This window comes from Burkholderia sp. BC1, from assembly GCF_052683555.1.
This window is the reverse complement of sequence record NZ_JBQYLP010000044.1, coordinates 1-22,574: the sequence shown is the minus strand read 5'-3', so window position 1 is coordinate 22,574 and position 22,574 is coordinate 1. Positions and strand designations below refer to the sequence as shown.

Below are 22,574 nucleotides of genomic sequence, written 5' to 3'. Positions count from 1 at the left end.
TCTGCGTGGCATAATCGACCGCATCCGCAAGGCTTGATGTCACAACGACCCCGCATACCCATGGCACAGACTCTCTACGACAAACTGTGGAATTCCCACGTCGTCCACACCGAGGAAGACGGCACGGCATTGCTGTATATCGACCGTCAACTGCTGCATGAAGTCACGAGCCCGCAGGCGTTCGAAGGGCTGAAGATCGCGCAGCGTCCGGTGTGGCGCATCAGCGCGAACCTGGCCGTGTCCGACCACAACGTGCCGACCACCGATCGCAGCCACGGCATCGCCGATCCCGTCTCGAAGCTGCAGGTCGACACGCTCGACGCGAACTGCGATGCGTTCGGCATCACGCAGTTCAAGATGAACGACGTGCGTCAGGGCATCGTGCACATCATCGGGCCGGAGCAGGGCGCGACGCTGCCGGGCATGACGATCGTGTGCGGCGATTCGCACACGTCGACGCACGGCGCGTTCGGCGCGCTCGCGCACGGCATCGGCACGTCCGAAGTCGAGCACGTGCTCGCGACGCAGACTTTGCTGCAGAAGAAGAGCAAGAACATGCTCGTCAAGGTCGAGGGCGCACTGCCGCGCGGCTGCACAGCGAAGGACATCGTGCTCGCGATCATCGGCAAGATCGGCACGGCAGGCGGCACCGGCTATGCGATCGAATTCGGCGGCTCGACGATCCGCGCGCTGTCGATGGAAGGCCGGATGACGGTCTGCAACATGGCGATCGAAGCCGGCGCGCGCGCGGGCATGGTCGCCGTCGACGACACGACGATCGACTACCTGAAGGGCCGTCCGTTCGTGCCGACCGGCGCGGAATGGGATCAGGCCGTCGAATACTGGCGCCAGTTCAAGTCGGACGAAGGCGCGCATTTCGATCGCGTCGTCGAGCTGAACGCGGCCGAGATCGTCCCGCAGGTCACCTGGGGCACGTCGCCGGAAATGGTCACGTCGATCGACGGTCGCGTGCCCGATCCCGAGCGCGAGAAGGATCCGGTCAAGCGCGACGCGATGGAGCGGGCGCTCGCCTACATGGCGCTCGAACCGAACACGCCGATCGAATCGATCAAGGTCGACAAGATCTTCATCGGCTCGTGCACGAACGCGCGCATCGAGGACATCCGCGCGGCCGCGTACGTCGTGAAGAAGCTGAACCGCCGCGTCGCCTCGAACGTGCGGCTCGCGATGGTCGTGCCGGGCTCGGGCCTCGTGAAGGCGCAGGCCGAGCGCGAAGGCCTCGACAAGGTGTTCACCGATGCGGGCTTCGAATGGCGCGAGCCGGGTTGCTCGATGTGTCTCGCGATGAACGCCGACCGCCTCGAGCCGGGCGAGCGCTGCGCCTCGACGTCGAACCGCAACTTCGAAGGCCGGCAGGGCGCGGGCGGCCGCACGCACCTCGTCAGCCCCGCGATGGCGGCGGCCGCGGCGATCGAAGGCCATTTCGTCGACATTCGCAAGCTGGGGTAACGCGTGACGGCATCGAAATGGGTTGCGCGGCTCGCCGCCGCGCTGGCGCTCGCAGGGCTCGGCTTCGGTCTCGCGGGCTGCAACACCGTCCGAGGCTTCGGCGAGGACGTCAATGCCGCCGGCAGCGCACTGAAGCGCGCCGCGGAGTGACCCCGCCGAGAATTTGTCGATGTGCGCCGGCCGCGGGCCGGCCCTTCAACCGGATAGACGGATCATGGAAAAATTCACAGTGCATACCGGCGTCGTGGCGCCGCTCGATCGCGAGAACGTCGACACCGACGCGATCATTCCGAAGCAGTTCCTGAAGTCGATCAAGCGCACGGGCTTCGGTCCGAACGCGTTCGACGAGTGGCGCTATCTCGATCACGGCGAGCCCGGCCAGGACAACTCGAAGCGTCCGCTGAACCCGGACTTCGTGTTGAACCAGCCGCGCTACCAGGGCGCGTCGATTCTCGTCACGCGCAAGAACTTCGGCTGCGGCAGCTCGCGCGAGCACGCGCCGTGGGCGCTGCAGCAGTACGGCTTCCGCGCGATCATCGCGCCGAGCTTCGCGGACATCTTCTTCAACAACTGCTTCAAGAACGGGCTGCTGCCGATCGTGCTGACCGAGCAGCAGGTCGATCATCTGATCAACGAGACGGTCGCGTTCAACGGCTATCAGCTGACGATCGATCTCGAGGCGCAGGTCGTGCGCGCGCCGGACGGCCGCGACTATCCGTTCGAGATCACCGCGTTCCGCAAGTACTGCCTGCTGAACGGTTTCGACGACATCGGCCTCACGCTGCGTCACGCGGACAAAATCCGCCAGTTCGAAGCGGAGCGGCTCGCGAAGCAGCCGTGGCTCAACAACAAGCTGGTCGGCTGAAGTCGTCCTTCGGGCGGGCGCGCGCGCCGCGCGTTCGCCCGCCAGCCATCACCCCTTATTCAGTCAGGAACAACGCATGAAGATTGCAGTGCTGCCGGGCGACGGCATCGGTCCGGAAATCGTCACCGAAGCGGTGAAGGTGCTGAACGCACTCGACGAGAAGTTCGAACTCGAACAGGCGCCGGTCGGCGGCGCGGGCTACGAGGCGAGCGGTCATCCGCTGCCGGACGCGACGCTGAAGCTCGCGAAGGAAGCCGACGCGATCCTGTTCGGCGCGGTCGGCGACTGGAAGTACGACTCGCTCGAACGCGCGCTGCGTCCCGAGCAGGCGATTCTCGGCCTGCGCAAGCACCTCGAGCTGTTCGCGAACTTCCGTCCGGCGATCTGCTATCCGCAGCTCGTCGACGCGTCGCCGCTGAAGCCCGAACTTGTCGCGGGCCTCGACATCCTGATCGTGCGCGAACTGAACGGCGACATCTATTTCGGCCAGCCGCGCGGTGTGCGCGCGGCACCGGACGGCCCGTTCGCGGGCGAGCGCGAAGGCTTCGACACGATGCGCTATTCGGAGCCGGAAGTGCGCCGCATCGCGCACGTCGCGTTCCAGGCCGCGCAAAAGCGCGCGAAGAAGCTGCTGTCGGTCGACAAGTCGAACGTGCTCGAGACGTCGCAGTTCTGGCGCGACATCATGATCGACGTGTCGAAGGAATACGCGGACGTCGAGCTGTCGCACATGTACGTCGACAACGCGGCGATGCAGCTCGCGAAGGCGCCGAAACAGTTCGACGTGATCGTGACCGGCAACATGTTCGGCGACATCCTGTCGGATGAAGCGTCGATGCTGACGGGCTCGATCGGCATGCTGCCGTCGGCGTCGCTCGACAAGAACAACAAGGGTCTGTACGAGCCGTCGCACGGTTCGGCGCCGGACATCGCGGGCAAGGGCATCGCGAATCCGCTCGCGACGATCCTGTCGGCCGCGATGCTGCTGCGCTATTCGCTGAACCGCGCCGAGCAGGCCGACCGCATCGAGCGCGCGGTCAAAACGGTGCTCGAACAGGGCTACCGCACCGGCGACATCGCGACGCCGGGCTGCAAGCAGGTCGGCACGGCGGCAATGGGCGACGCGGTGGTCGCGGCGCTCTGAGCGGCCGGCAAGTCACGATGTAGAAAGGGCGCGAACGGGCCGAAAAAAATCGGTTCGTTCGCGCACGGTTGGCCGTTGTGCGGGCAACCGGCTTTGTGTAGACTCGAACGATGGCGCTGATTTCCCTGATCTCCCCGGTCCTGAAACTCCACGGCAACACTGCCCGTGCGGGTGCGCGCGCCATCGTCATCACGAAAACCATTACCACGAAAACGATCATTAAACGCTGATCGTCCGTCGTGCCCGCCTGTTTCCCCGCGCGGTCACGCCGGGGGCGGAAATGGCGGGGAAGCTCCATTCAAAGGGTTAGTCATGAACGTAGGTCTCGTAGGTTGGCGCGGCATGGTCGGCAGCGTCCTGATGCAGCGCATGCAGGAAGAGGGCGATTTCGACCTGATCGAACCGGTGTTTTTCAGCACCAGCAACTCGGGCGGCAAGGCACCGTCGTTCGCGAAAAACGAGACCACGCTGAAGGACGCGACCAACGTCGACGAACTGAAGAAGTGCGACGTCATCATCACGTGCCAGGGCGGCGACTACACGAACGACGTGTTCCCGAAGCTGCGCGCGGCGGGCTGGAACGGCTACTGGATCGATGCGGCTTCGTCGCTGCGGATGAAGGACGACGCGGTCATCATCCTCGATCCGGTGAACCTCGACGTCATCAAGGACGCGCTCGTCAAGGGCACGAAGAACTTCATCGGCGGCAACTGCACGGTCAGCCTGATGCTGATGGCGCTCGGCGGCCTGTTCCGCGAGAACCTCGTCGACTGGATGACGGCCATGACGTATCAGGCCGCGTCGGGCGCGGGCGCGCAGAACATGCGTGAACTGCTGTCGCAGATGGGCGCGCTGCACGGCGCGGTGCAGCAGCAGCTCGCCGATCCGGCATCGGCGATCCTCGACATCGATCGCCGCGTGCTCGCCACGATGAACAGCGACGCGATGCCGACGAGCCATTTCGGCGTGCCGCTCGCGGGTTCGCTGATTCCGTGGATCGACAAGGATCTCGGCAACGGCATGTCGAAGGAAGAATGGAAGGGCGGCGCCGAAACGAACAAGATCCTCGGCAAGCCGGCGATGGGCGAGCCGGGCTCGATTCCGGTCGACGGGCTGTGCGTGCGGATCGGCGCGATGCGCTGCCACTCGCAGGCGCTGACGATCAAGCTGAAGAAGGACGTGCCGCTCGACGAGATCAACGGCATTCTCGCGTCGGCGAACGACTGGGTGAAGGTCGTGCCGAACGAGCGCGAAGCGTCGATGCACGATTTGTCGCCGGCGAAGGTCACCGGCACGCTGACCGTGCCGGTCGGCCGTCTGCGCAAGCTCGCGATGGGCGGCGAATACCTGTCGGCGTTCACGGTCGGCGATCAGCTGCTGTGGGGCGCGGCCGAACCGCTGCGCCGCATGCTGCGCATCCTGCTCGACAAGTAAGACGAGATCGTGCGCCGGCCGGCGCGCGATGCGACGCGCCTGCGTGCCTTCAACGGGCTGCAGGCGCGTTTTTTATCGGCGGGCGCCGTGCCCGAAAATGCGAAAGCCCCGAACCGCTCTCCCGGCCGGGGCTTTCTTGCATCGATTCCTTTGGCACGAGGAAGTGACGCGGTGCGCAGTATAAGGCACGCAGTCGGTCTGCATGTTGATAATGTTGTCGGGATTTACATCAATTGATGCTCGGTTTTTGATAATGGCGTGCGGCGCGCAGCGGCGCATCGGTCGCCTGTTCCGGGTCGTGCGCGCCGACGAATTCGGCCCGAACGCGATCGTGTGAAGTAAACTACGCGGTTACGACGCGCAGACCGGCCGAAAGCGTCGCGTTCAGCGCGACGCTTTTGCATTTCTGCGGCGACTTTACTGACGCTTCCAAACGCGAATCCCAGCTGCGCACGCGCGCGGCGATAGAGCCAACGATGTCCCGAATTTCCTTGTTTCCGCGTCGATCCCGTCTGTCGCGCGCCGTCTGCGGCGCGCTGGCGGTGCTGGCGCTCGGCGCGGCCGCCTCGACGTGGGCGGCCGGCACCGGCGATGCGCCTGCGCCTGCCGTCGCATCCGGCAATCCGGCGCCGCTGACCGTGACGGTCCAGCCGGGCCAGTCCCTCAACGACATCGCGATCGCGGCGACGCAGTCGCACGATCCCGCCGTGCTCGCGCGCGCGGGCCGCGCGCTGTTCGACGCGAACCCGCAGGCGTTCATGAAACGCGATCCGAGCCGGCTGAAAGTCGGCGCGACGCTGACGGTGCCCGCGCTCGACGCGTCGGGGGCCGCGGTCGCGGCGGGCGTGGCCGCGCCGGCGGCGGCATCGGGGGCAGCGAGCGCCGCTGCCGCGTCGGGCGCTGCGGCGGCCGTGCAGCACGCTTCGGCCGCTACGCACGGTGCATCGGCGCCCGCAGCGGCCGCGCCGATTCAGCATCCGGCCGCATCGGGTGTCGCGCATGGCGCGAGCGCGCCGGCCGGTGCGTCGTTCATCGCGCCGTCGTCGGACGCGGCGGCCGCGCGTGGTGCGTCCGCGGCCGATACGGCTTCTGCGGCCGCGGCGGCGGCCGGCGCGAGCGGTCCTCACATGTGGAGCGGCACGATTCAGCCGGCGCCGTCGTCGGCGAGCGATGCGACCGCGCAATCGTCCCAATACGTGCCGCCGACGTCCGGCGCGCATGCGCCGGCCGGTGCGGCGCCTGTGGCCGCCGCGTCGCAGCCGCGGCCGTCCAGTCTGCAGCAGCTGCTTGCACTGAAAAATCGCGTGCTGATGGAACTGCAGAAGCACGGCATCGGCAAGCCGGCCGCGACGACGGCGCCGGTTGCCCCTGCACCGACCGCGCCCGTCACGCCGCGTGCGTCGGACGACGCGGGCGCGTCGTCGGCCGCTGCGGCATCGGGCGCGGACGCGGCGTCGGGCACGGCCGCGAGCGCGGTCTCGCCGGCGTCGACGTCCGTGCAGGCGAGCGCGCCGGTTGTCGCGACACCGCCGGCAAATCGCGGCGAGCCGATCGACTGGCGGCCGGCTGCACTGGCCGGCGCGGCCGTCGTCGTGCTCGCGGGCGGGCTCGTGTGGCGCAAGCGCCGCAAGCATCGTCACGCCGAGGCGGTAGCGGCCGGTTCCGCGGACGACGCTTCGCCGTCCGCCGAGCAGGCGCTGCCGATCGAACCGGAGACGCCGGTGTCGCGCGACGTGGTGTCGGACGTGGATTTCGCGGCCGTTGCTTCGGCAGCGGCGGAGGCGGTTGCGCCGACGAACGAGGTCGCGTCCACGCCGGAAGCGACGAAACCTGAAGGGCCGAACCGGGAAGCAGCAAAACTGGAAGCGACGAACCGGGAAGCGGTGAAAGCGGAAGCGTCGAACCGGGAAGCAGCGAACCGGGAACCGACGAGCTGGGAAGCGACGAATCGGGAAGCGGCTGAACCCCAAGCCTCGAACCTGGAAGCAGCGAATCCCGAACCGAAGAACCCGCTGGACGACCGACCGCAACCGTCTTCGTCCGCCCTCGAGCCGGCCCACCCGACGGACGGCGCACCGCTGCCGCACGACGCGAAACCGGCCTTCGACGCCGAACCGACCGCACCGCTCGCGTCCTCCGTCCCGGTCGCAGATGCCGCCGCGTCGTCGACTACCGATCCGCAACACGCCGCGCTGATGCAGAACGCGATCACGGCGCTCGGCAGTCTCGACATGCCGCTGCCGCCGCGCGCGGCGGGCGAGACGTCGTCATCGAGCGACGAAGCGGAAGCCGCCCATATCGCAACTAACGGTCAAACCGCGCCGCGCCCGCCAGTTGGCGCGAACGATACGTCCACCGACCATTCGGCCGACCACGAAGACGAGCTCGAATGGGACGACGACGCGCCGCATGCCGACACGTCCGCGCGCCCGGCCGCGCCGTCGCCGCTGTCGCCGCTCGGCGGCGCGCAGTTCGGCGCGCTGAATCTCGATTTCGACCTCGACCTGCCGTCGGCGCCGGGTGCGGAGCTGCCTGCGCTGACGCCCGAGGAGCTCGCGCGCATCGCACGCAACAAGCTCGATCTGGCGGCCGAATATGTCGAGCTGGGCGACCTTTCCGGCGCACGCACGCTGCTGCAGGAAGTGGTCGACGCGAACGATGCGGCGACGCGCGACGATGCGCGCGCGATGCTCGCGAAACTGTCGGAAGACGCGTGATGCGGATCGCGCTGGGCATACAGTACGACGGCGCCGCGTTCTGCGGCTGGCAGGCGCAGCCGCACGGCAACACGGTGCAGGACGCGCTCGAGCGCGCGCTCGCGGAGTTCGCGCGCGTGCCGCTGCATACGACGGTCGCGGGGCGCACCGACACGGGCGTGCACGGGCTCGGACAGGTCGTGCATTTCGACACCGAGCTCGACCGCGCGGACTTCTCGTGGGTGCGCGGCACGAACGCGTTTTTGCCGCCGACGGTCGCCGTGCAATGGGCGAAGCCGATGCCGGACGCGTTCCACGCGCGCTTCTCCGCGTTCGAGCGCACCTATTACTATGCGCTGTACGTGCATCCGGTGCGTTCGCCGATGCTCGACGGCCGCGCGGGCTGGATCCACACGCCGCTCGACGACGACGCGATGCGCGCCGCCGCCGCGCATTTGCTCGGCGAGCACGACTTTTCGGCGTTCCGGTCGTCGGAATGCCAGTCGAAGACGCCGGTGAAGCATGTGTACGAGATCGACATCCGCCGCGTCGGACACTTCCTGCATTTCCGGTTCCGCGCGAACGCGTTCCTGCATCATATGGTGCGCAACCTGATGGGCTGCCTCGTCGCGGTCGGGCGCGGCCGCTATCCGGCCGACTGGGTCGCCGACGTGCTGGCCGGCCGCGACCGCAACCGCGCAGCGCCCACCTTCATGGCCGACGGGCTGTATCTCGCGCACGTCGGCTACCCGGCGGAATTCGCCGTCCCGCCCGCGCAGCTCGGCAGCGTGCCGTGGAGCAGCGTCTGGGCCGACCTGGACCCGCAACCATGAACGATCCCGTTTCCTCCCGCTCGCCCGCCGAGTCAGCCGAATCCGCCGTGCCGTCGCGCACGCGCATCAAGCTGTGCGGGCTGTCGCGCCCGGACGACGTGCTGCATGCCGCCGCGCTCGGCGCCGATGCGATCGGCCTCGTGTTCTACGCGAAAAGCCCGCGCGCGGTGACGATCGCGCAGGCGGCCGAGCTCGCGCGTCTCGCGCCGCCGTTCGTGTCGGTGGTCGGCCTGTTCGTGAACGCGACGGCGGCCGAGATCGAAGCGGTCGTACGCGACGTGCCGCTCACGCTGCTGCAGTTTCACGGCGACGAAACGCCGGAGCAGTGCGATGCGCTCGGCCGGGCGGCGCGCCTGCCGTGGGTGCGCGCGGTGCGCGTCGGGCCCTCGACGCAGTCGGCCGATTTGGTAGAATCGTCACTTCATTACTCGAAAGCGCGCGGCCTCCTGTTCGACACACTGGTGCCGGACTACGGCGGCAGCGGCAAGGTCTTCGATTGGTCACTTATTCCCGCAGAGCTCGCGCGTCGGGCCGTTTTGAGTGGTGGCTTGAACGCGCAAAACGTCGGTGACGCGATCCGCCAGCTGCGTCCATTCGCTGTCGATGTCTCGAGCGGCATCGAAGTGGAGGGCGCAAAGGGCGTGAAGGATCACGCCCGAATGGCGGCGTTCGTGCGCGCGGTGCGCGACGCGGACGCCCGGTGATGCCAGCCGGTGCGACTCCCACAGCGGGGCGCACCGACCGATCGAGAGTGACACATCATGTACAACCTTCCTGACGATCGCGGCCACTTCGGCCCGTATGGCGGCATATTCGTCGCCGAGACGCTGATTCACGCGCTGGACGAACTGCGCGGCGCGTACGCGAAATACCAGAACGACCCCGATTTCGTCGCCGAATTCCAGCGCGAACTGAAGTACTTCGTCGGCCGTCCGTCGCCGATCTATCACGCGCAGCGCTGGAGCGACACGCTCGGCGGCGCGCAGATCTATCTGAAGCGCGAGGATCTCAACCACACGGGCGCGCACAAGATCAACAACGTGATCGGCCAGGCGCTGCTCGCGAAGCGCATGGGCAAGAAGCGCGTGATCGCCGAGACGGGCGCCGGCCAGCACGGCGTCGCCACCGCGACGATCTGCGCGCGCTTCGGGATGGAGTGCGTAGTCTACATGGGCGCCGAGGACGTGCGCCGCCAGGCCGCGAACGTGTACCGGATGAAGCTGCTCGGCGCGACCGTCGTGCCGGTCGAATCGGGCTCGCGCACGCTGAAGGACGCGCTGAACGAGGCGATGCGCGACTGGGTCACGAACATCGAGAACACGTTCTACATCATCGGCACGGTCGCGGGCCCGCATCCGTATCCGATGATGGTGCGCGACTTCCAGCGCGTGATCGGCGACGAATGCAAGGTGCAGATGCCCGAACTCGCCGGGCGCCAGCCCGACGCGGTGATCGCCTGCGTCGGCGGCGGCTCGAACGCGATGGGGATCTTCTATCCGTACATCGACGACGCGTCGGTGCAGCTGATCGGCGTCGAAGCCGCGGGCGACGGCCTCGACACCGGCCATCACGCGGCCTCGCTGATCGCCGGCAGCCCGGGCGTGCTGCACGGCAACCGCACCTATCTGCTGCAGGACGACAACGGCCAGATCATCGAGACGCATTCGGTGTCGGCCGGCCTCGACTATCCGGGCGTCGGTCCCGAGCACGCATGGCTGAAGGACAGCGGCCGCGCGCAGTACGTCGGGATCACCGACGAAGAGGCGCTGAAGGCGTTCCACGACTGCTGCCGGATCGAGGGCATCATCCCCGCGCTCGAGTCGAGCCACGCGATCGCGTATGGCGTGAAGCTCGCGCCGACGTTGCCGAAGGACAAGATCCTTCTCGTCAATCTGTCGGGCCGCGGCGACAAGGACATGCATACGGTCGCCGAGCGATCGGGCATCACGCTCTGACGGTCCGATGCGCGAACTGATCGAAGAGCCGGGCGGCGGTGCCGCGGCCGACGAACCGGCGGCGCAGGCCGCCGCCGTCGCGCCGCGCGCGCTGCCGCCCGGGATCGAACTGCACAACCGCGATTTCCTGACCGAGGCCGCACGGCTGCCGGACGCGTCGATCGACCTGATCGTCGCCGATCCGCCGTACGGGCTCGGCAAGGACTACGGCAACGACTCGGACAAGCGCTCGGGCGACGCGTTTCTCGAATGGACGCGCGAATGGCTCGAGCTCGCGATTCCGAAGCTCAAGCCGAGCGGCTCGATGTACGTGTTCTGCACCTGGCAGTACGCGCCGGAGATCTTCAGTTTCCTGAAGACGAAGCTCACGATGATCAACGAGATCATCTGGGACCGCCGCGTGCCGAGCATGGGCGGTACGACGCGCCGGTTCACGTCGGTGCACGACAACATCGGCTTTTTCGCGGTCTCGAAAGCGTATTACTTCGATCTCGATCCGGTTCGCATCCCTTACGACGCCGATACGAAGAAGGCCCGCTCGCGCAAGCTGTTCGAAGGCAGCAAGTGGCTGGAGATGGGCTACAACCCGAAGGACGTCTGGTCGGTCTCGCGCCTGCACCGGCAGCACGCGGAGCGCGTCGATCATCCGACCCAGAAGCCGCTCGAAATCATCGAGCGGATGGTGCTCGCGAGCTGCCCGCCGGGCGGCCGCGTGCTCGATCCGTTCATGGGCAGCGGCACGACCGCGGTGGCCTGCGCACGGCAGGGGCGCGACTTCGTCGGCTACGAGATCAACGAAAGTTACTGCGCGATCGCGCGCGAGCGCGTGCATGCGCTCGCGGCGCAGGCGTGCGCATGACGCACGTCGCCGCATCGCCGGTCGCACACTTTGCACGGACCCGGCCGGGGCGCTGATGCGCCGCGTCCGGATCGACACAGGAAAATTGCCATGTCGCGTATTCAGCAGACCTTCGCCGCACTCGCCCAGCAGGGCCGAAAGGGCCTGATCCCGTTCATCACGGCCGGCGACCCGGATCCCGCGAAAACGGTCGAATTCATGCACGCGCTCGCCGCCGGGGGCGCGGACGTCATCGAGCTCGGCGTGCCGTTCTCGGACCCGATGGCCGACGGCCCCGTGATCCAGCGCTCGTCGGAACGCGCGCTCGCGCGCGGCGTCACGCTCAAGCACGTGCTCGCCGACGTCAAGCGCTTTCGCGAGACCAACCAGACGACGCCCGTCGTGCTGATGGGCTATGCGAACCCGATCGAGCGGCACGGCGTCGACGCGTTCGCGGCCGATGCGCGCGCGGCCGGTGTCGACGGCGTGCTCGTCGTCGACTATCCGCCCGAAGAGGCGGCCGCGTTCGCCGAGAAAATGCGTGCGGCCGGCATCGATCCAATCTTCCTGCTCGCGCCGACGTCGACCGACGCGCGCATCGCGGAAGTGGGCAAGATCGCGAGCGGCTACGTGTACTACGTGTCGCTGAAGGGCGTGACCGGCGCCGGAAATCTGGATGTTTCGAGCATTGCGGGTAAAATCCCGGCCATCAAGTCGCGCGTGCCGGTTCCGGTGGGCGTCGGCTTCGGCATCCGCGACGCCGAAACGGCACGTGCGGTGGCCGAGGTGTCGGACGCCGTCGTGATCGGCAGCCGCCTCGTTCAGCTGCTCGAAAGCGCTGCGCCGGAAGGCGCCGTCGCCGCGCTGCAGGCCTTCATTGCCGAGCTGCGCGCCGCGCTGGACGGCGCGGCGAACACGGCGCGATAACCACAACACAGGAAGCGGAGCGGGCCGCACGGCCCGTCCCGCCACGGAACAGGAAACCATACGATGAGCTGGCTCGACAAACTGTTGCCGCCGAAGATCAAGCAGACGGACCCGAAAAGCCGCAAGGGCATTCCGGAAGGCCTGTGGGTCAAGTGCCCGTCCTGCGAGGCCGTGCTGTACCGCAACGACGTGGACGCGAATCTGCACGTCTGCCCGAAGTGCGATCACCACATGCGCATCGGCGCGCGCGAGCGTCTCGACGCGCTGCTCGATCCGGAAGGCCGCTACGAGATCGGCCAGGAAATCGTGCCGGTCGACTCGCTGAAGTTCAAGGACAGCCGCAAGTACCCCGACCGTCTGAAGGAAGCGATGGATGAAACGGGCGAAACCGACGCGATGGTCGTGATGGGCGGTGCGATCCACACGCTGCCCGTCGTCGCCGCATGCTTCGAGTTCTCGTTCATGGGCGGCTCGATGGGCTCGGTCGTCGGCGAACGCTTCGCGCGCGGCGCGCAGAATGCGCTCGAACAGCACGTGCCGTTCATCTGCTTTACGGCATCGGGCGGCGCGCGGATGCAGGAAAGCCTGCTGTCGCTGATGCAGATGGCCAAGACCACGGCCATGCTGACCAAGCTGTCCGAAGCGAAGCTGCCGTTCATTTCGGTGCTGACCGACCCGACGATGGGCGGCGTGTCGGCGAGCTTCGCGTTCCTCGGCGACGTCGTGATCGCCGAGCCGAAGGCGCTGATCGGCTTTGCGGGCCCGCGCGTGATCGAGCAGACGGTTCGCGAGAAGCTGCCGGAAGGCTTCCAGCGCGCCGAATTCCTGCTGAAGACGGGCGCGATCGACATGATCGTCGACCGGCGCAAGATGCGCGACGAGATCGCGCAACTGCTCGCGCTGCTGCAGCGACAACCGGCCGACGCGCTCGCCTGAGCGCAGCGCCCGGCATGAACCGCGCGCGTCGCCCGACCGGTCCGGCGGGCGGCGCGCTTCGTTTTTCGGCGTAGTGACGGTACCGATCCAGATTTGATCCGATGAGCACTTTTCCCACCCTCGACGCGTGGCTCTCGCACCTCGAGCGCGCACACCCGGTCGGCATCGACATGGGCCTCACCCGCATCGGGCAGGTCAAGGCGGCGCTGCAACTCGAATTCGCGTGTCCGGTGATCACGGTCGGCGGCACGAACGGCAAGGGCTCGACCTGCGCGTTCCTCGAGACGATCCTCGTGCGCGCGGGCTACAAGGTCGGCTGCCATACGTCGCCGCATCTGCTCGAATTCAACGAACGCGCACGCGTGAACGGCGAGGTCGTCAGCGACGCGGAGTTGTTGCCGCATTTCGAGGCTGTCGAAGCCGCGCGCACGTCGCTGCCCGAGCCGGTCTCGCTCACGTATTTCGAATTCACGACGCTCGCGATCCTGCATCTGTTCGCGTCGCGCGGGCTCGACGCGGTGATCCTCGAAGTCGGCCTCGGCGGCCGGCTCGATGCAGTCAACATCATCGACACCGACTGCGCGATCGTCACGAGCATCGACATCGACCACACCGAATATCTCGGCGACACGCGCGAGAAGATCGCGTTCGAGAAGGCCGGGATCTTCCGTCCGGGCAAGCCGGCGATCTGCGGCGACCCCGCTGCGCCACAGACGCTCGTCGATCACGCGGCCGCGATCGGCGCCGATCTGTGGCTCGTCGGCCGCGATTTCCGCTACGAGGCGCAGCCGGGCGCGGAGCGCCAGCAGTGGAGCTACATCGGCCGCGACAAGCGCTATCCGGCGCTTGCGTATCCGGCGCTGCGCGGCGCGAATCAGCTGATCAATGCGTCCGCCGCGCTGGCCGCGCTCGAGGCGTTGCGTCCGCAACTGCCGGTGTCCGCGCAGGACATCCGGCTCGGCCTCGCGAACGTCGAGCTGCCCGGCCGCTTCCAGGTGCTGCCCGGCAAGCCGGCGATCGTGCTCGACGTCGCGCACAACCCGCATGCGGCGGCCGTGCTCGAGCAGAACCTCGGCAACATGGGCTTCTTTCCGTACACGTACGCGGTGTTCGGCGCCATGCACGACAAGGACATCGACGGCGTGCTGCGTCACCTGAAGGGCGAGATCGACCACTGGTGCGTGACCGATCTGCCGCTGCCGCGCGCGGCGAGTGCGGAGCAGCTCGAAGCGGCGCTGCGCAAGGCCGGCGTGCAGGACGGGCCCGATTCGAGCGTCACGCGCTACGCGTCGCCGGCCGATGCGTTTAGCGATGCGCTAAAAAGAGCATCCGAGAATGATAGAATCGTGGTTTTCGGCAGTTTCCATACGGTTGCCGGCGTGATGGCCTACCGTAAATCGCAGCAACACTGACTGACGGGCAGTTTCGGACTCAGCCATTCATGGGAATTTTCTCGTTCGGCAAGAAAGACGACGACGCGCCCACCCGGCGCGGCGGTCGTACCGGGGCCTCCCGGACCGTGCGCACCGAGCGCACTGAACGCGTCGAGCGACGCTCGCGCCGCACCGAGCGTCCGGAATCGGACGCACTGCTCCTCGATCCGACCCTTCCAGAAAAGCAACGCGCGCGCCGTCGTCTCGTCGGCGCGATCGCCCTCGTCGTCGCGGCGGTGATCGTGCTGCCGATGGTGCTCGATTCGCATCCGAAGCCGGTCACCGACGACATCGCGATCGACATTCCGAACCGGCCCGCGCATCAGCCGGCGGCGTCGCGCGACGACGATGCGGCCGACGTGCAGGCCGGTGTCGCGCACGACGAGCCGCCGGCGTCGGAGGCCGTTGCGGCTGCACCGGCTCCCGCTCCCGCGCCGAAAGCGGCCGCGAAGCCGGCCCCGAAACCCGATACGACCGCGACGGCGAGCGTGACGCCGCCGAAGGCCGCGGCACCGGCCGCGAAGCCGGCTGCGCCTAAGCCGGCCGCGCCTAAGCCGGCGCCGGTCGCGAGCGCCGAGGCGGCGGGTGCCGACACGAGTGACGCGTCGTCGCCGTCGTCGCCGGCCGGCGCGCGCTTCGCGGTGCAGCTCGGCTCGTTCAAGGACGACGCGACCGCGCGTTCGTGGGCGACGAAATTGAAATCGGCGGGCGTGCCCGCATATGTCGAGCGTCGCAAGCAGGCGGACGGCAGCACGGCTACACTGTTGCGTGCGGGTCCGTTCGCGGATCGCGCGGCCGCGTCCGCCGCGATCGCGAAGGTGCGCGAAGCCGGGCTGACGCAGTAACGCACGATGCTGACGGCTTTCGACTACGCTGTATTGGCGGTGATCGCGTTGTCGGCGTTGCGCGGTGCGTGGCGCGGCTTCGTGTCGGAGATTTTCGGGCTGATCGGCTGGATCGCGGCGATCGTGATCGCGAGCCGCTACGTCGGGCTGGTCGTCCCGTACATCCCGGCGAACTGGCCGGGCGGCGCGCTGACGCAGTGGGTGATCGCGTTTACGCTGCTGGTGATCGGCGTCGTGCTCGTCGCGGGCGTCGCGAACGCGCTGCTGTCGCGGATCGCGCAGGCGACCGGCCTCGGCGGCGTCGATCGCTCGTTGGGCATGATGTTCGGCCTCGTGCGCGGCTGCGTGCTGGTGGTGTTGCTGGTCGCGGCGGCCGGGCTGACCGAGTTGCCCAAACAGGATTTCTGGCGCAATGCGCTATTGCGTCCGATTGCCGAGCAGGGCGTGCACGAGCTGAAGCAGCTCCTGCCCGACGGCATGGCCCAGTACGTGCGCGTGTGAGCGTACGCACGGGGCAGGACGGAACCGATTTTGTCATTCTGAAGGACATGCCATGTGCGGCATCGTAGGCGTTATCTCCCAATCCCCGGTCAACCAGCTGATCTATGACAGCCTGCTGCTGCTGCAGCATCGCGGTCAGGACGCGGCAGGCATCGCGACGGCGGACGGCAGCAATTTCCACATGTACAAGGCGAACGGCATGGTGCGCGACGTGTTCCGCACGCGCAACATGCGCAGCCTGCCCGGCACGTTCGGGATCGGCCAGGTCCGCTATCCGACGGCCGGCTCCGCATCGAGCGAAGCCGAGGCGCAGCCGTTCTACGTGAACGCACCGTTCGGGATCATCCTCGCGCACAACGGCAACCTGACGAACTGGCAACAACTGAAGGACGAGATGTTCCGGATCGACCGCCGGCACATCAACACCAATTCCGACAGCGAAGTGCTGCTCAACGTGTTCGCGCACGAACTGCAGCTGTCGACGACGGGCCTCGAGCTCGATCCGGCCGCGCTGTTCAAGGCGGTCGCGGGCGTGCACCGCCGCGTGCACGGCTCGTATGCGATCGTCTCGCTGATCGCCGGCTACGGTCTGCTCGCGTTCCGCGATCCGTTCGGCATCCGCCCGCTCTGCATCGGCAAGCTGGAGACCGAGCACGGCACCGAATGGATGGTCGCGTCGGAATCGGTCGCGGTCGAAGGCATCGGCTTCGAGTTCGTGCGCGACGTGCTGCCGGGCGAAGCGATCTTCATCGACCAGGCGGGCAACTTCCACAGCCAGCAGTGCGCGGACAATCCGACGCTGAATCCGTGCATGTTCGAGTACGTCTATCTCGCGCGTCCGGACTCGTGCCTCGACGGCGTGCCCGTCTACAACGTGCGCCTGCGCATGGGCGACTATCTCGCCGAGAAGATCAAGCGCGAGCTGCCGAACGTGCCGATCGACGTCGTGATGCCGATTCCCGATTCGTCGCGCCCGGCCGCGATGCAGGTCGCCGCGAAGCTCGGCGTCGAGTATCGCGAAGGCTTCTTCAAGAACCGCTACGTCGGCCGCACCTTCATCATGCCGGGCCAGGCAGTGCGCAAGAAGTCGGTGCGCCAGAAGCTCAACGCGATGAGCATCGAGTTCAAGGACAAGAACGTGCTGATCGTCGACGATTCGATCGTGCGCGGTACGACGTCGCACGAGATCGTGCAGATGGCGCGCGATGCGGGCGCGAAGTCGGTGATTTTCGCGTCGGCGGCGCCGCCCGTGAAATTCCCGAACGTGTACGGCATCGACATGCCGACGCGCGGCGAACTCGTCGCGCACGGCCGCAGCGACGAGGAAGTCGCGAAGATCATCGGCGCCGACCATCTGATCTATCAGGACGTCGACGATCTGCGCCGCGCGGTGCGCGACATCAACCCGAAGCTCGAGCGCTTCGAGGCGTCGTGCTTCGACGGCAACTACATCACCGGCGACGTGACGCCCGAGTATCTCGATGCGATCGAGCGCGCGCGCCTGACGCCGGCATCGCAGGCCGACCGCGATACGGCGAGCGATACCGCACGGTCGCAGATGAACCTGCAGCTGTCGGTCGAGTGATTGCCGGCGCACGCTTGTGCCGAAGCGTGCTACGATGTGGCCTTGCGTCGATTTGATTTCAGCTTGCGGACGCGGGGCTTCTTCCCAAAACAGCTAAAGCGAAGGCCGGCGGCAGCCGGCCCGAGTCGATCGCTGTCGTACCGCACCGAAGCCCGCTGATGCAGACGCATGGCGGGCTTTTTGTTTGGCCTGGCTCGCGCGTACGCGCAGCCATCGAATACGGAAAACGGACATGGACGACTCCCTCAACTTCGACACGCTCGCCGTGCGCGCGGGCACGCTGCGCACCGACTTCAACGAGCATTCGGAAGCGCTGTTCCTGACCTCGAGCTTCTGCTTCAAGAACGCGGCCGAAGCGGCCGAGCGCTTCGCGAATTCGGAAGACTACTTCACCTATTCGCGCTTCACGAACCCGACCGTCACGATGTTCCAGGAACGCCTGGCCGCGCTCGAAGGCGGCGAGGCGTGCATCGCGACCGCGTCGGGGATGGCCGCGATCATGTCGGTCGTGATGGCCGCGCTGCAGGCGGGCGATCACCTCGTCAGCTCGCGCAGCCTGTTCGGCTCGACGCTCGGCATGTTCTCGCAGATCTTCAGCAAGTTCGGCATCACGACGACCTTCGTCGATCCGACCGATCTGAATGCGTGGAAGGAAGCGGTGCGTCCGGAGACGAAGATGTTCTTCCTCGAGACGCCGTCGAATCCGCTGACCGAACTCGCCGACATCGAGGCGATCGGCAAGATCGCCAAGGACGCGAACGCGCTGTTCGTCGTCGACAACTGTTTCTGCAGCCCCGTGCTGCAGCAGCCGCTGAAGCTCGGCGCGGACGTCGTCATGCATTCGGCGACGAAATTCCTCGACGGCCAGGGCCGCGTGCTCGGCGGCGCGTTGGTCGGCTCGAAGGCATTCATCATGGGCAAGGTGTTTCCGTTCGTGCGCAGCGCAGGCCCGACGCTGTCCGCGTTCAATGCGTGGGTGCTGCTGAAGGGGATGGAAACGCTGTCGCTGCGTGTCGAGAAGCAGTCGGCGAACGCACTCGAGATCGCGCGCTGGCTCGATTCGCATCCGGCGGTCGCGCGCGTGTTCTATCCGGGCCTCGAATCGCATCCGCAGCATGAACTCGCGAAGCGCCAGCAGAAGGCAGGCGGCGCGATCGTCTCGTTCGAGCTGAAGGGCGACACGCCCGAACAGCAGCGCGCGAACGCATGGCGCGTGATCGACAACACGAAGCTGATTTCGATCACGGGCAATCTCGGCGATACGCGCACGACGATCACGCATCCGGCGACGACGACCCATGCACGCATCACGCCCGAAGCGCGTGCGGCGGCGGGGATTACCGAAGGGCTGATCCGGCTCGCGGTCGGCCTCGAGAACGCGGGCGACCTGCGCAACGATCTCGCGCGCGGCCTCGAAGGCTGAGCGCGGCGGCGGCCCAGCGCATCGACGACACGCGCCGTTCGCGCCGGCCTATGCCGGTGCGAACGGCGCGTTCGTTTATTGCGGGCTCGGTTGCGGCCGCGCGGCGCAGCGGCCGCGCGTCAGTCGAGGCGAGCCGGCGCGCCGGCCTGCGTGTCGCGCATCGCGTCGTACATCCATCGCAGCGTCTCGTCGAGCGGCGTGAGCGGCAGTTCGCCGATCGCGCGCCGCAGCTTGTCGCGCGATCCGCTCAGGTGCTTCACTTCGTTGTGCCGCACGAAACGCGGATCGACCGTCACGTCGATCACGTAGCCGGCGATGCGCGACAGCATCGCCAGCACTTCCTTCAGCGAATAAGCGCGCTCGGAGCAGACGTTGAACGTTTCGCCGGCCGGCGCGGCTTCGAGCAGCCGCAGATACGCGGCCGTCACGTCGCGCACGTCGGAGAAGTCGCGGCTCACGTCGAGATTGCCGAGCGAGATGCGCGGCGCGTTGCGCGCATAGTGCGCGACGAGCTTCGGCAGCAGATACGCTTCGCTCTGGCCGACGCCCGTGTAGTTGAACGGGCGCGCGATCACGATCGGCAGCCGGTCGGTCCATAACTTCGCCGCGTATTCCATCGCGAGCTTGCTGACCGCGTAGTCGTTCGCGGGCGCGGGCGGCGCGCTTTCGTCGAGCACGCCGGCCGTCGCGTTGCCGTAGATGTTGGCGCTGCTCGCGAGCAGCACCGCCGACGGCCGGCGATCGAGGCCGGCGAGCGCGGCGAGCAGGTTGCGCGTGCCCATGATGTTGACGGCATACGTCTGCGAGGGCTCGTCGTTCGCGACATGCGCGCGCGCAGCGAGATGCACGACGGCATCGGGCCGCGCGTCGGCGGCGGCCGCGCGCACGGCGTCGGCATCGAGCAGGTCGACGCTCAGCAGCGTGCAGCGCGCGAGCGCCGGATCGTCCGCGTGCGATGCGCCCGGTGCGACCGTGCCCCAGACTTCGTAGCCGGCGTCTTCGAGGCGTTGCGCGATGTAGCGGCCCGTGAAGCCCGTCAGGCCGGTGACGAACGCGCGGCGCGGCGCCGCGCGTCCGGCATCAGAACGTGTCATGGTGGGTGTTCCGCGTCAAATCCGCTTCGACCATCATCTGGCACAGTTGTTCGAGCGTCGTCTTCGGGACCCAGCCGAGCTTGCTTTTCGCCTTGTCGGCGCAGCCGATCAGCAGATCGACTTCGGCAGGCCGATAGAACTTCGGATTCACTTCGACGAGCACGTCGCCGGTTGCCGCATCGAGTCCGCGCTCCTGTTCGCCCTTGCCGGTCCATTCGATCTGGTAGCCGGCAGCGGCGAACGCCATCCGCACGAAGTCGCGCACGGTTTCGGTGCGGTTCGTCGCCAGCACGTAGGTGTCCGGCTCGTCGGCCTGCAGCATCCGCCACATGCCTTCGACGTATTCGAGCGCGAAGCCCCAGTCGCGCTTCGCATCGAGATTGCCGAGCTCGAGCCGCTTTGCTTTGCCGAGGCGGATCTTCGCGACCGTATCGGTGATCTTGCGCGTGACGAACTCGCGGCCGCGCAACGGCGACTCGTGATTGAACAGGATGCCGCTGCAGCCGAACAGGCCGTACGACTCGCGATAGTTGACGGTCGTCCAGTGCGCGAACAGCTTCGCGACGCCGTACGGGCTGCGCGGATAGAACGCCGTCGTTTCCGTTTGCGGAATCGACTGCACCTTGCCGAACATTTCCGACGTCGATGCCTGATAGAAGCGCGTGCGCGGGCTCACGACGCGAATCGCCTCGAGCAGGTTCAGCGTGCCGAGGCCCGTGACTTCGGCCGTCGTCGACGGCTGGTCGAACGACACGCCGACGAAGCTTTGCGCGGCCAGGTTGTACAGCTCGTCGGGCTGCGTGCGCTCGAGCAGGCGCAGGCTCGAACCGGCGTCGGTCAGATCGTGTTCGACGAGCGTCAGGTTCGGATGCGTGTCGACGCCGAGCTCGGCGATCCGCCAGAAGTTCACCGAGCTGGTGCGGCGGTAGGTGCCGGTGACCTGATAGCCCTTGTCGAGCAGCAGCTTGGTCAGGTAGGCGCCGTCCTGCCCCGTGATCCCCGTGATGATGGCCTTGCGAGTGTGGCTCATGGCGATGTCCTGGTAGAAACGATGGAAGATGAAAATCAGGCGGTCGTGCGTGCCGCGGCAGGCAGCGCGCGGCGTGCGGGGCCGCGCGTCAGGCGCCGCTCGAAGCCGTACCAGCTCAGCGTCGCGTAGGCGAGCGTGATCGCGAGCGCGAGCGCGGCCGTCACGAAGCGGTTCAGATGCAGCGGCCACAGCGCGTACAGCATGCTGAGGTGAATCAGATACACGGTGTAGCTGACGGTGCCGATATAGACGAGCACCGGGTTCGTCAGCACGCGCTGGACGAGCCCGCGCCCGCGCAGCGCGATCACGACGATCGACGTGCAGAGCAGCAGCGAGATGCTGTAGAGCGCGGCGTTCGACAGCGGCGTATTCGCGGCACGGAAACGCGGGAACGACAGGTGCAGCGCGCCGAGAATCGCGAGCGCGACGAGTGCGCCGACGATCGCGAGCGGGTAGAACGGCTCCAGCGCGCGACGGTCGCGGCGCAGCACGATCGCGAGCAGCGCGCCGGCGGCGAGCAGGTCCATGCGGAACGGCGTCAGGTAGTAGATGGGCCAGAACGAGTCGAACCACGGCGTCGCGATGGCGCGCAACACCGGCGCGACGACGATCAACGCGGCGGCGACCCACAGCAGCACGCGCTCCGAACACCACAGCACGACGAACGGCCAGAAGATGTAGAACTGCTCCTCGACCGCGAGCGACCACAGCACGTTCAGGCTGTCATGGCCGATGCTGCCGAGCGACAGCCCGATGTTCGTCGAGAAGAACGCGTACCACGGCCAGTGCGGCAGCCAGGTCGCGCCGAACAGCAGCGTCGACACGATCAGCAGCAGCACGTAGGGCGGCAGGATCCGGCGCACGCGGCGCGCATAGAAGTGGCTGAAGTACGACTGTCCGCGCGCCTTGCGTTCGAGCAGGATGCCGGTGATCAGCAGCCCGCTCAGCACGAAGAACAAATCGACACCCATCCACAGCGGCGCCTTCAGCGCGTGCTGCAGGAACACCGCGCCGACGGCGATCGCGCGCAGCCCGTCGAGCTGGACGATGCGGCCGTGCTGCGGCGGTGCGAGTTCGGCGGTGCGCGTCGGGCCCGTCATCGCGCCGCTCCTTCGCGACGCGCGCGGCATGTTGCCGGCGTCGCGCGTCGTGCATTCGATGCGTGAACGTAATGCATGCCTTTTAAGTGGAATATCGAATCGAAACCGATTCTAGGGAAAAGAAATCGGCAAAAAAACGCATGTCATTTATTCGACGGCGGCCATTCGAAGTGCATTGCGCGCAATCGAAAAATGAAAGCCGCTGAAAGGCGGGCGGCCGCATTGCCGCGCGCGGCGCACGTTGGCGGAATTTTCTACGCACCGCGCGCCTGAAAGGCGGTCGTTATTGCCGATTTTCACGTGCAGGCGCGCGCGTTCCGGTTCGATATTTCAGGCTGAAACATCCCCAAATATTTCCAAATTTCTTGTGATTATTTTTGCTTGTAACCTGCATCGCGACGTTTGAAACCCATTTAGGGAAACGCTGATCAATGGACCAACTTCCGAAGTTGCAGGCGAGATGGC

Annotated in this window: 22 protein-coding genes; 18 read left to right on the top strand and 4 right to left on the bottom strand. The window is 67.0% G+C overall.

The features are described 5' to 3' along the window. Positions 1 to 60: 60 nt before the first annotated feature. The 18 genes from leuC (at position 61) to ACSHSS_RS20230 (ending at position 18,885) form a co-directional block, all read left to right on the top strand. Positions 61 to 1,470, top strand: coding sequence for a 3-isopropylmalate dehydratase large subunit (gene leuC / locus ACSHSS_RS20315; protein WP_006399578.1), 1,410 nt, complete (start codon positions 61 to 63; stop codon positions 1,468 to 1,470). Between the two features lie 3 nt (positions 1,471 to 1,473). After that, a complete protein-coding gene (locus tag ACSHSS_RS20310; RefSeq protein WP_006399579.1) occupies positions 1,474 to 1,620 on the top strand; it encodes an entericidin A/B family lipoprotein in 147 nt (48 codons plus the stop codon). Positions 1,621 to 1,684: 64 nt separating this feature from the next. After that, entirely contained in the window at positions 1,685 to 2,335 is a 651-nt protein-coding gene (gene leuD / locus ACSHSS_RS20305) for a 3-isopropylmalate dehydratase small subunit (RefSeq protein WP_059876094.1), read from the top strand. Between the two features lie 76 nt (positions 2,336 to 2,411). Next, entirely contained in the window at positions 2,412 to 3,479 is a 1,068-nt protein-coding gene (leuB, locus tag ACSHSS_RS20300) for a 3-isopropylmalate dehydrogenase (protein WP_006399581.1), read from the top strand. Between the two features lie 110 nt (positions 3,480 to 3,589). Next, a complete protein-coding gene (locus tag ACSHSS_RS20295; RefSeq protein ID WP_006756675.1) occupies positions 3,590 to 3,709 on the top strand; it encodes a hypothetical protein in 120 nt (39 codons plus the stop codon). Between the two features lie 82 nt (positions 3,710 to 3,791). Beyond that, a complete protein-coding gene (gene asd / locus ACSHSS_RS20290) occupies positions 3,792 to 4,913 on the top strand; it encodes an aspartate-semialdehyde dehydrogenase (RefSeq protein WP_012217299.1) in 1,122 nt (373 codons plus the stop codon). 476 nt (positions 4,914 to 5,389) lie between these two features. After that, complete coding sequence (locus ACSHSS_RS20285) at positions 5,390 to 7,630, top strand: FimV/HubP family polar landmark protein (RefSeq protein WP_445545459.1); 2,241 nt, start codon at positions 5,390 to 5,392, stop codon at positions 7,628 to 7,630. Next, positions 7,630 to 8,442, top strand: a complete 813-nt coding sequence (truA, locus tag ACSHSS_RS20280) for a tRNA pseudouridine(38-40) synthase TruA (RefSeq protein ID WP_006399585.1) — start codon at positions 7,630 to 7,632, stop codon at positions 8,440 to 8,442. Before ACSHSS_RS20285 ends, truA begins: the two co-directional genes overlap by 1 nt. Continuing rightward, a complete protein-coding gene (locus tag ACSHSS_RS20275; protein ID WP_105756587.1) occupies positions 8,439 to 9,146 on the top strand; it encodes a phosphoribosylanthranilate isomerase in 708 nt (235 codons plus the stop codon). Before truA ends, ACSHSS_RS20275 begins: the two co-directional genes overlap by 4 nt. Positions 9,147 to 9,203: 57 nt before the next feature. Beyond that, a complete protein-coding gene (gene trpB / locus ACSHSS_RS20270) occupies positions 9,204 to 10,397 on the top strand; it encodes a tryptophan synthase subunit beta (protein ID WP_060153203.1) in 1,194 nt (397 codons plus the stop codon). A gap of 7 nt (positions 10,398 to 10,404) precedes the next feature. Next, positions 10,405 to 11,256 (top strand): DNA-methyltransferase, encoded by an 852-nt coding sequence (locus ACSHSS_RS20265; protein WP_006399588.1) that lies wholly within the window; start codon positions 10,405 to 10,407, stop codon positions 11,254 to 11,256. 90 nt (positions 11,257 to 11,346) lie between these two features. Then, a complete protein-coding gene (gene trpA, locus ACSHSS_RS20260) occupies positions 11,347 to 12,162 on the top strand; it encodes a tryptophan synthase subunit alpha (RefSeq protein ID WP_059842824.1) in 816 nt (271 codons plus the stop codon). Between the two features lie 63 nt (positions 12,163 to 12,225). Beyond that, the gene (gene accD, locus ACSHSS_RS20255; RefSeq protein WP_006399590.1) at positions 12,226 to 13,098 is read left to right on the top strand and encodes an acetyl-CoA carboxylase, carboxyltransferase subunit beta; all 873 of its coding nucleotides are present in this window, start codon (positions 12,226 to 12,228) and stop codon (positions 13,096 to 13,098) included. 101 nt (positions 13,099 to 13,199) lie between these two features. Further along, positions 13,200 to 14,510, top strand: a complete 1,311-nt coding sequence (gene folC / locus ACSHSS_RS20250) for a bifunctional tetrahydrofolate synthase/dihydrofolate synthase (protein ID WP_006399591.1) — start codon at positions 13,200 to 13,202, stop codon at positions 14,508 to 14,510. Positions 14,511 to 14,539: 29 nt separating this feature from the next. Further along, positions 14,540 to 15,376 carry an SPOR domain-containing protein gene (locus ACSHSS_RS20245; protein WP_445545458.1) on the top strand — a complete coding sequence of 279 codons (837 nt, stop codon included), beginning with the start codon at positions 14,540 to 14,542 and terminating at the stop codon, positions 15,374 to 15,376. Positions 15,377 to 15,382: 6 nt separating this feature from the next. Next, the gene (locus ACSHSS_RS20240; protein WP_445545457.1) at positions 15,383 to 15,877 is read left to right on the top strand and encodes a CvpA family protein; all 495 of its coding nucleotides are present in this window, start codon (positions 15,383 to 15,385) and stop codon (positions 15,875 to 15,877) included. A 52-nt stretch (positions 15,878 to 15,929) separates the two neighbouring features. Beyond that, complete coding sequence (purF, locus tag ACSHSS_RS20235; protein WP_006399595.1) at positions 15,930 to 17,462, top strand: amidophosphoribosyltransferase; 1,533 nt, start codon at positions 15,930 to 15,932, stop codon at positions 17,460 to 17,462. Between the two features lie 232 nt (positions 17,463 to 17,694). Continuing rightward, positions 17,695 to 18,885: an O-succinylhomoserine sulfhydrylase gene (locus ACSHSS_RS20230; RefSeq protein WP_006404010.1), complete on the top strand. Its 1,191-nt coding sequence runs from the start codon at positions 17,695 to 17,697 to the stop codon at positions 18,883 to 18,885. Positions 18,886 to 19,004: 119 nt separating this feature from the next. On the opposite strand, the gene ACSHSS_RS20225 is transcribed toward ACSHSS_RS20230, so the two are convergent. The 4 genes from ACSHSS_RS20225 to ACSHSS_RS20210 all read right to left on the bottom strand — a co-directional run. Next, a complete protein-coding gene (locus tag ACSHSS_RS20225) occupies positions 19,005 to 19,979 on the bottom strand; it encodes an NAD-dependent epimerase/dehydratase family protein (protein ID WP_445545456.1) in 975 nt (324 codons plus the stop codon). After that, positions 19,966 to 21,009 carry a GDP-mannose 4,6-dehydratase gene (gene gmd / locus ACSHSS_RS20220; RefSeq protein WP_006399600.1) on the bottom strand — a complete coding sequence of 348 codons (1,044 nt, stop codon included), beginning with the start codon at positions 21,007 to 21,009 and terminating at the stop codon, positions 19,966 to 19,968. The genes ACSHSS_RS20225 and gmd overlap by 14 nt, the downstream gene beginning before the upstream one ends. A gap of 35 nt (positions 21,010 to 21,044) precedes the next feature. Beyond that, positions 21,045 to 22,109: an acyltransferase family protein gene (locus tag ACSHSS_RS20215; protein ID WP_445545455.1), complete on the bottom strand. Its 1,065-nt coding sequence runs from the start codon at positions 22,107 to 22,109 to the stop codon at positions 21,045 to 21,047. A 283-nt stretch (positions 22,110 to 22,392) separates the two neighbouring features. Then, positions 22,393 to 22,574: hypothetical protein (locus ACSHSS_RS20210; RefSeq protein ID WP_445545454.1), on the bottom strand; the 182-nt coding region annotated here is incomplete at its 5' end.